Annotated in this window: 6 protein-coding genes; all 6 read left to right on the top strand. The window is 70.4% G+C overall.

What is annotated here, in order from left to right:
* The first annotated feature begins 150 nt into the window (after positions 1-150).
* The 6 genes from prcB (at position 151) to AB0R04_RS32590 (ending at position 6,452) form a co-directional block, all read left to right on the top strand.
* Positions 151-993 (top strand): proteasome subunit beta, encoded by an 843-nt coding sequence (prcB, locus tag AB0R04_RS32565; protein ID WP_363377219.1) that lies wholly within the window; start codon positions 151-153, stop codon positions 991-993.
* 31 nt (positions 994-1,024) lie between these two features.
* Positions 1,025-1,780: a proteasome subunit alpha gene (prcA, locus tag AB0R04_RS32570; protein WP_063346912.1), complete on the top strand. Its 756-nt coding sequence runs from the start codon at positions 1,025-1,027 to the stop codon at positions 1,778-1,780.
* 121 nt (positions 1,781-1,901) lie between these two features.
* On the top strand, positions 1,902-3,263 hold the full coding sequence (gene pafA / locus AB0R04_RS32575) for a Pup--protein ligase (protein ID WP_063346911.1): 1,362 nt from the start codon (positions 1,902-1,904) through the stop codon (positions 3,261-3,263).
* A gap of 135 nt (positions 3,264-3,398) precedes the next feature.
* The gene (locus tag AB0R04_RS32580) at positions 3,399-4,385 is read left to right on the top strand and encodes an FKBP-type peptidyl-prolyl cis-trans isomerase (RefSeq protein ID WP_363377220.1); all 987 of its coding nucleotides are present in this window, start codon (positions 3,399-3,401) and stop codon (positions 4,383-4,385) included.
* A gap of 209 nt (positions 4,386-4,594) precedes the next feature.
* The gene (locus tag AB0R04_RS32585; protein ID WP_079135480.1) at positions 4,595-5,905 is read left to right on the top strand and encodes an FKBP-type peptidyl-prolyl cis-trans isomerase; all 1,311 of its coding nucleotides are present in this window, start codon (positions 4,595-4,597) and stop codon (positions 5,903-5,905) included.
* A gap of 163 nt (positions 5,906-6,068) precedes the next feature.
* Positions 6,069-6,452 carry an FKBP-type peptidyl-prolyl cis-trans isomerase gene (locus AB0R04_RS32590; protein ID WP_363377221.1) on the top strand — a complete coding sequence of 128 codons (384 nt, stop codon included), beginning with the start codon at positions 6,069-6,071 and terminating at the stop codon, positions 6,450-6,452.
* The last annotated feature ends 147 nt before the right edge of the window (positions 6,453-6,599 follow it).

The following is a 6,599-nucleotide window of genomic DNA, read 5'->3' on the forward strand; positions in this document are numbered from 1 at the left end:
TTCGGGAATTCACGGTCGTGACCGTCGAGGGCGGTCGGGCGGCGAGTGCCGCCCGGCCGTCCGGCACCGGCCCCCTGCGCGCGTGGACAGTGATCGCCGGGCGGGTAGGGTGCGGGCAACGCGAGCTTCAAGCTACCTGGAAGGAATCGTGTGGAAGCCAACACTCGTGGCACCGGGCGTCTACCGGCTGCCTTCCTGACCCCGGGGTCCTCCTCCTTCGTGGACTTCCTCGCCGAGCACCGGCCGGAGCTGATCCCCGGCCACCGCGGGCTCCCCGCGGGGGCCGTGATCGAGGCCCCGCACGGGACCACCATCGTGGCCGCGGTGTTCGACGGCGGCGTGGTGATCGCCGGTGACCGCCGGGCGACGATGGGCAACGTGATCGCCCAGCGCGACATGGAGAAGGTGTTCCCGGCCGACGAGTACAGCGCGGTCGGCATCGCCGGCACCGCCGGCCTCGCCATCGAGATGGTCAGGCTGTTCCAACTGGAGCTGGAGCACTACGAGAAGATCGAGGGCGCGGTGCTCTCGCTGGAGGGCAAGGCCAACCGGCTCACCGCCATGATCCGGGGCAACCTGGGCATGGCGATGCAGGGCCTGGCGGTCGTCCCGCTGTTCGCCGGCTACGACCTGGACCTCGGCCGCGGCCGGATCTTCAACTACGACGTCACCGGCGGGCGTTCCGAGGAGCGCGGCTTCGCCGCCACCGGCTCGGGCTCGGTCTTCGCCCGCGGCTCGATGAAGAAGCTCTACCGCGACGGCCTGACGGCCGACCAGGCCGCCATGCTGGTCGTCCAGGCGCTGTACGACGCGGCCGACGACGACTCCGCCACCGGCGGCCCCGACCTCGCCCGCAAGATCTTCCCGATCGTCTCGCTGATCACCGAGGACGGCTTCCGCCGGCTCACCGACGCGGAGGTCACCGAGATCGCGGTCGCGATCACCGACGAGCGCCGCTCGCACCCCAACGGCCCGCAGGCCCCGCTGCTCTAGCCATCACCTCTCAGGAAAGGGACGACCGCCGGTGTCGACACCGTTCTACGTCTCGCCCCAGCAGGCCATGGCGGACCGCGCGGAGTACGCCCGCAAGGGCATCGCGCGCGGCCGCAGCGTGGTCGTGCTCACCTACGCCGACGGCATCGTCTTCGTCGCGGAGAACACCTCCAGAGCGCTTCACAAGGTCTCCGAGATCTACGACAAGATCGCCTTCGCGGCGGTCGGCCGCTACAACGAGTTCGAGAACCTGCGCATCGGCGGCGTCCGCTACGCCGACCTGCGCGGCTACTCCTACGACCGGGCCGACGTCACCGCCCGGGGCCTGGCCAACGTCTACGCCCAGACGCTCGGCACCATCTTCTCCTCGGTCGGCGAGAAGCCCTACGAGGTCGAGCTGATCGTGGCCGAGGTCGGCCGCACCGCGGACGAGGACCAGATCTACCGCCTCACCCCGGACGGCTCGATCGTCGACGAGAAGAACTACGTCGTGGTCGGCGGCAACGCCGACTCGATCGGCAACTACCTGGGCCAGCGCCACCAGGCCGGGATGGGCCTCACCGAGGTGGTCCGGGCCGCCGTGGACTCGCTCGCCCGCGACCCCAACGGCGGCAGCCCGCGCGCCCTCACCCCGGAGCAGCTGGAGGTGGCCGTCCTCGACCGCCAGCGGTTCCAGCAGCGCAAGTTCAAGCGCATCCTGGGCAACCAGCTCGCCCGGCTGCTCGACGGCGACCAGTCCGCCGAGTCGGACGACGAGGACAACCCGGCGGACACCGCGCCGGAGTAGCAGTGCCTGCGGAGTCCCGTACGGCGGCCGGACGGAGGCCGTACGGGACTCCGGTGCCCCTGCGGCGGCCCAGTCGTCGTGGAGGCGGTTTCGGACAGCTCCGACACAGAATGGAGTGCTCATGGACCGCCGGATTTTCGGGCTGGAGAACGAGTACGGCGTGACCTGCACGTTCCGCGGGCAGCGCAGGCTGTCGCCGGACGAGGTGGCGCGGTACTTGTTCCGCCGGGTCGTCTCCTGGGGCCGCAGCAGCAACGTCTTCCTGCGCAACGGCGCCCGGCTGTACCTCGACGTCGGCTCCCACCCCGAGTACGCCACCCCCGAGTGCGACGACGTGACCGAGCTGGTGACGCACGACAAGGCGGGCGAGCGGATCCTCGAAGGGCTCCTGGTCGACGCCGAGCGGCGGCTGCACGAGGAGGGCATCGCGGGGGACGTCTACCTGTTCAAGAACAACACCGACTCGGCCGGCAACTCCTACGGCTGCCACGAGAACTACCTGGTGGCCCGGCACGGCGAGTTCTCCCGGCTGGCCGACGTGCTGATCCCCTTCCTGGTGACCCGCCAGCTGATCTGCGGCGCCGGCAAGGTGCTGCAGACCCCGCGCGGCGCGGTCTACTGCGTCAGCCAGCGCGCCGAGCACATCTGGGAGGGCGTCAGCTCCGCCACCACCCGCTCCCGCCCGATCATCAACACCCGCGACGAGCCGCACGCGGACGCCGAGCGCTACCGCCGGCTGCACGTGATCGTCGGCGACTCCAACATGTCGGAGACCACGACGCTGCTCAAGGTCGGCGCCACCGACCTGGTGCTGCGGCTGATCGAGGCCGGCGTGGTGATGCGCGACCTCACCCTGGAGAACCCGATCCGGGCGATCCGCGAGGTCAGCCACGACCTCACCGGCACCCACCAGGTGCGGCTCGCCAACGGGCGCGAGGCCAGCGCGCTGGACATCCAGGAGGAGTACTACACCAAGGCGCTGGAGTTCGCCGACCGCAAGGGCATCAACACCGGCACCATCGGCCAGGTGCTCGAACTGTGGGGCCGGACCCTGGAGGCCGTCCGCACCGAGAACCTGGACCAGGTGGCCACCGAGATCGACTGGATCATGAAGTACAAGCTCATCGAGCGCTACCGCGAGAAGCACCAGATGAGCATGTCCAACCCTCGGGTGGCCCAGATCGACCTGGCGTACCACGACATCCACCGTCGGCGCGGCCTGTTCTACCTGCTCCAGGGCAAGGGCCAGGCGAAGCGGGTGACCACCGACCTCAAGACCTTCGAGGCCAAGTCCATCCCGCCGCAGACCACCCGGGCCCGGCTGCGCGGGGACTTCATCCGCCGGGCGCAGGAGCAGCGCCGGGACTTCACGGTGGACTGGGTGCACCTGAAGCTGAACGACCAGGCGCAGCGCACGGTGCTCTGCAAGGACCCGTTCCGCTCGGTGGACGAGCGGGTGGAGAAGCTGATCGCCGGGATGTGACCCCCGCAGGGGTCCCAGGTTTGTGATCAAGGCGGTGTCCGGCCCCGGTGGTGTCTACCGGGGCCGGACACCGTCCGGGCATACGCTGTCCGTCGAAGTCAGGAGAGCCGACCTCGATCGACAGTTAGGACCACCGTGCGCCGCACCGCCGGTTTGCTACTCACCCTGCCCCTGCTGCTGGCGGTCGCCTGCAGCAGTTCGCCCAAGGCGGCCGGCCCGGCGACTCCGTCCGCGGCGAGCGCGCCTCCGACGGTGCCCGCGCCGGTCGGCGAGGCGTCGCCGATGCCCACGCTCTCGGAGGGCGGTTTCGGCAGCAAGGCCACCATCACCCTCCCGGAGGGCCAGCCCGGCGGCCAGTTCGTGGTGAACACCGTCAGCGAGGGCGAGCGGTCGACGGTCAACAAGGGCGACTGGGTGACGGTCAACTACACGGCGAAGGACTGGACCACCGGCAAGGACCTGCCCAGCTCGTACGACCCGAGCGGGAAGCCGCAGCTCTACCAGGCCGGCAGCGGACAGCTCGTGCCGGCACTGGACCAGAGCGTGATCGGCAAGAAGGTCGGCAGCCGGCTGCTGGTGGTCGCCCCGCCGGCGGCGGCCTTCGGCGAGCAGGGCAGTACCCAGCTCGGCGTCAACAAGGGCGACACCGTGGTGTTCGTCCTGGACATCATGGAGAGCCTGCCGCAGGACTCCACGCTGACCGGCGCCATGACCCCGCCGCCGGCGACGATGCCGCAGGTCAAGGACAACGGCAAGGCTCCGGTGACGATCACCGTGCCGGCCGGGCAGGCCGCGCCCACCGACCTGGAGCAGGCGGTGCTGATCAAGGGCGAGGGCAAGCAGGTCAAGAGCGGGCAGACCCTGGTGGTGCAGTACACCGGGGTGCTCTGGAACAACGGCCAGCAGTTCGACTCCTCCTGGACGCACGGGGGCGCGCAGGCGGTGCAGATCGGCACCGGCAGCGTGATCGAGGGCTGGGACAAGGCGCTGGTCGGCCAGACCGTCGGCAGCCGGATCCTGCTCGTGGTGCCGCCTGCGCTCGGCTACAAGGACCAGGCGCAGGGCTCGGTGCCGCCCAACTCGACGCTGGTCTTCGTGATCGACATCCTGGAAGCGGTTTAGGGCGGACACGCACCCCTGGGATTCCGTACGCTTGGGCGGACGCTCGTACAACGAAGCGTCCGCCCTCATCCTGAGCTGTCATACTGCCCTCGCACTGTGGCAGGCGCCGCCCGGCGCCGAGGTCCGGGGCGGACGGTGCGACGGCAGACCGGCAGTCAGCACGCCGGTCGCAGACCTGGAAGACCTCGTGGCGAGATGGATGGGGAGTCATGACTGAGAAGACGCCGAGCCCGGGCGGGGCCGACACCGCGGCGAACGACAGCTCCGCGGGTGACCCGGCCGCCTCGCGTCCCGGCGGCCCGCTCCCGGGGGACGGCGAGTCGATCGTCGTCCCGCCGTCGATCCTGAAGCAGCAGGCCGGCTGGGCGCAGCCCGGCGAGCAGCCGCGTGCCTCGGGCGGGACCAAGACGGACGACACCCCGCAGATCTTCGCCTCCACCGTGCGTCGGGGCGACACCTCGGAGGCCGGGTACGACGAGAACCCGCCCGGGGTGGGCCGGCTGGGCGTGATCCTCGGCACGGTGCTGACCTTGCTGCTGGCCGGCAGCGCCGTGACGCTGTACCTGGTGAACAAGGACGGCAAGTCGGACACCGCGGCCAAGCCGGACGCCGCCAAGAGCGCGCCGCCCACGCCGACCGCCGACCCGGTGCCGCCGATCAAGGACAGCGCCAAGGTGCTGCCCACCGTCACCGGTGACTTCGGCAAGAAGGCCGAGATCCAGGTGCCGGGCGAGGCCTCCGACGGCTCCTTCGTGGTGAAGGTGCTGACCGAGGGCACCGGCCCCAAGGTGGACAAGAACTCCTGGACCTCGGTGGACTACACCGCCAAGGACTGGACCACCGGCAAGGACATCCCGAGCTCGTACGACAACAACGGCAAGCCGCAGATCTTCCAGGCCGGCACCGACGCGCTGATCCCGGCGCTGGACCAGGCCGTGGTCGGGAAGAAGGCCGGCAGCCGGGTCCTCGTGGTGGCCCCGCCGGCCGCCGCGTTCGGCTCCCAGGGCAAGGCCGACATGTCGATCGGGGCGAAGGACGACCTGGTCTTCGTGATCGACATCCGCAACGCCAACGCGCCCGACTCCGTGGTGAGCGGCACCGTCACGCCGCCGCCCGCGGACTTCCCGCAGGTCAAGGACAACGGCAAGAAGCCGGCCGAGATCACCCCGGTGGCCGGCGCGAAGGACCCGACCGAGCTGAAGTCGCACGTCCTGATCAAGGGCACCGGGCCGGCGGTGGAGAAGGGCGAGAAGGTCGTCGTCCAGTACACCGGCGCGCTGTTCAAGGACGGCAAGATGTTCGACTCCTCGCTCAGCAAGGGCCAGGCGTTCTCCTTCCCGGTCGGCGGTGGCCAGGTCATCCAGGGCTGGGACCAGGGGCTGGTGGGCCAGACCGTCGGCAGCCGGGTGGAGCTGGTGATCCCGGCCGCGCTGGCCTACGGCGACAAGGGCCAGGGCGACATCCCGCCGGGCGCGCCGCTGGTCTTCGTGGTGGACATCCTGGACGCCGGTCAGGGCTGATCCACTTTCGGGTGACAATGGTGTGCGTGTGACCTTCAGGTCCGGCCGCGTGGCCGGACCACCCCGGGCGGTGGGCGCCCGTACCGTGGTCCGGGAACGGACCGGGGGTGCGGGCGCCCGCCGCTTGGTCGTGACTGCAATGCGAAACGTGAGAAGAGGGACTGTGAGCGTCAACCTCAACGAGAAGCCCGAGATCGACTTCCCGATCGGCGACGCCCCGGCGGACCTGAAGATCCGCGACATCGTCGTCGGTGACGGCGAGGAGGCCAAGTCGGGCCAGGTCGTCAAGGTCCGCTACGTCGGCGTGACCTTCGAGACCGGTGAGGAGTTCGACTCCAGCTGGAACCGGGGCACCGCCCCGTTCTCGTTCCCGCTGGGCGCCGGCCGCGTCATCAAGGGCTGGGACCGCGGTGTCGCCGGCATGAAGGTCGGCGGCCGCCGCGAGCTGACCATCCCGTCGCACCTGGCGTACGGCAACCAGTCGCCGACCCCGCTCATCCCGGCGGGCTCGACCCTGATCTTCGTGGTCGACCTGCTCGGCGTCTGAGTCGTTCCAGAGCGTGGGCCGAACCCCGATCGGGGTGGGGGCACCGCCACCCGGCTCTCCCAGGCCTGCTCCAGCGCTGCCGTGAACGTCTCGGCCGGCTGGGCGCCCGAGACCGACCATCATCTCGGCCAGCTGACGGGCGGTGAC

This window comes from Kitasatospora sp. NPDC056731 (genome assembly GCF_040687675.1).
In the GTDB taxonomy this organism is placed as follows: Bacteria; Actinomycetota; Actinomycetes; order Streptomycetales; family Streptomycetaceae; genus Kitasatospora.

Excerpts from the sequence above, each read along its gene's own strand:
- pafA (WP_063346911.1), top strand. The coding sequence starts at position 1,902 with ATGGACCGCCGGATTTTCGGGCTGGAGAACGAGTACGGCGTGACCTGC.
- AB0R04_RS32585 (WP_079135480.1), top strand. The coding sequence starts at position 4,595 with ATGACTGAGAAGACGCCGAGCCCGGGCGGGGCCGACACCGCGGCGAAC.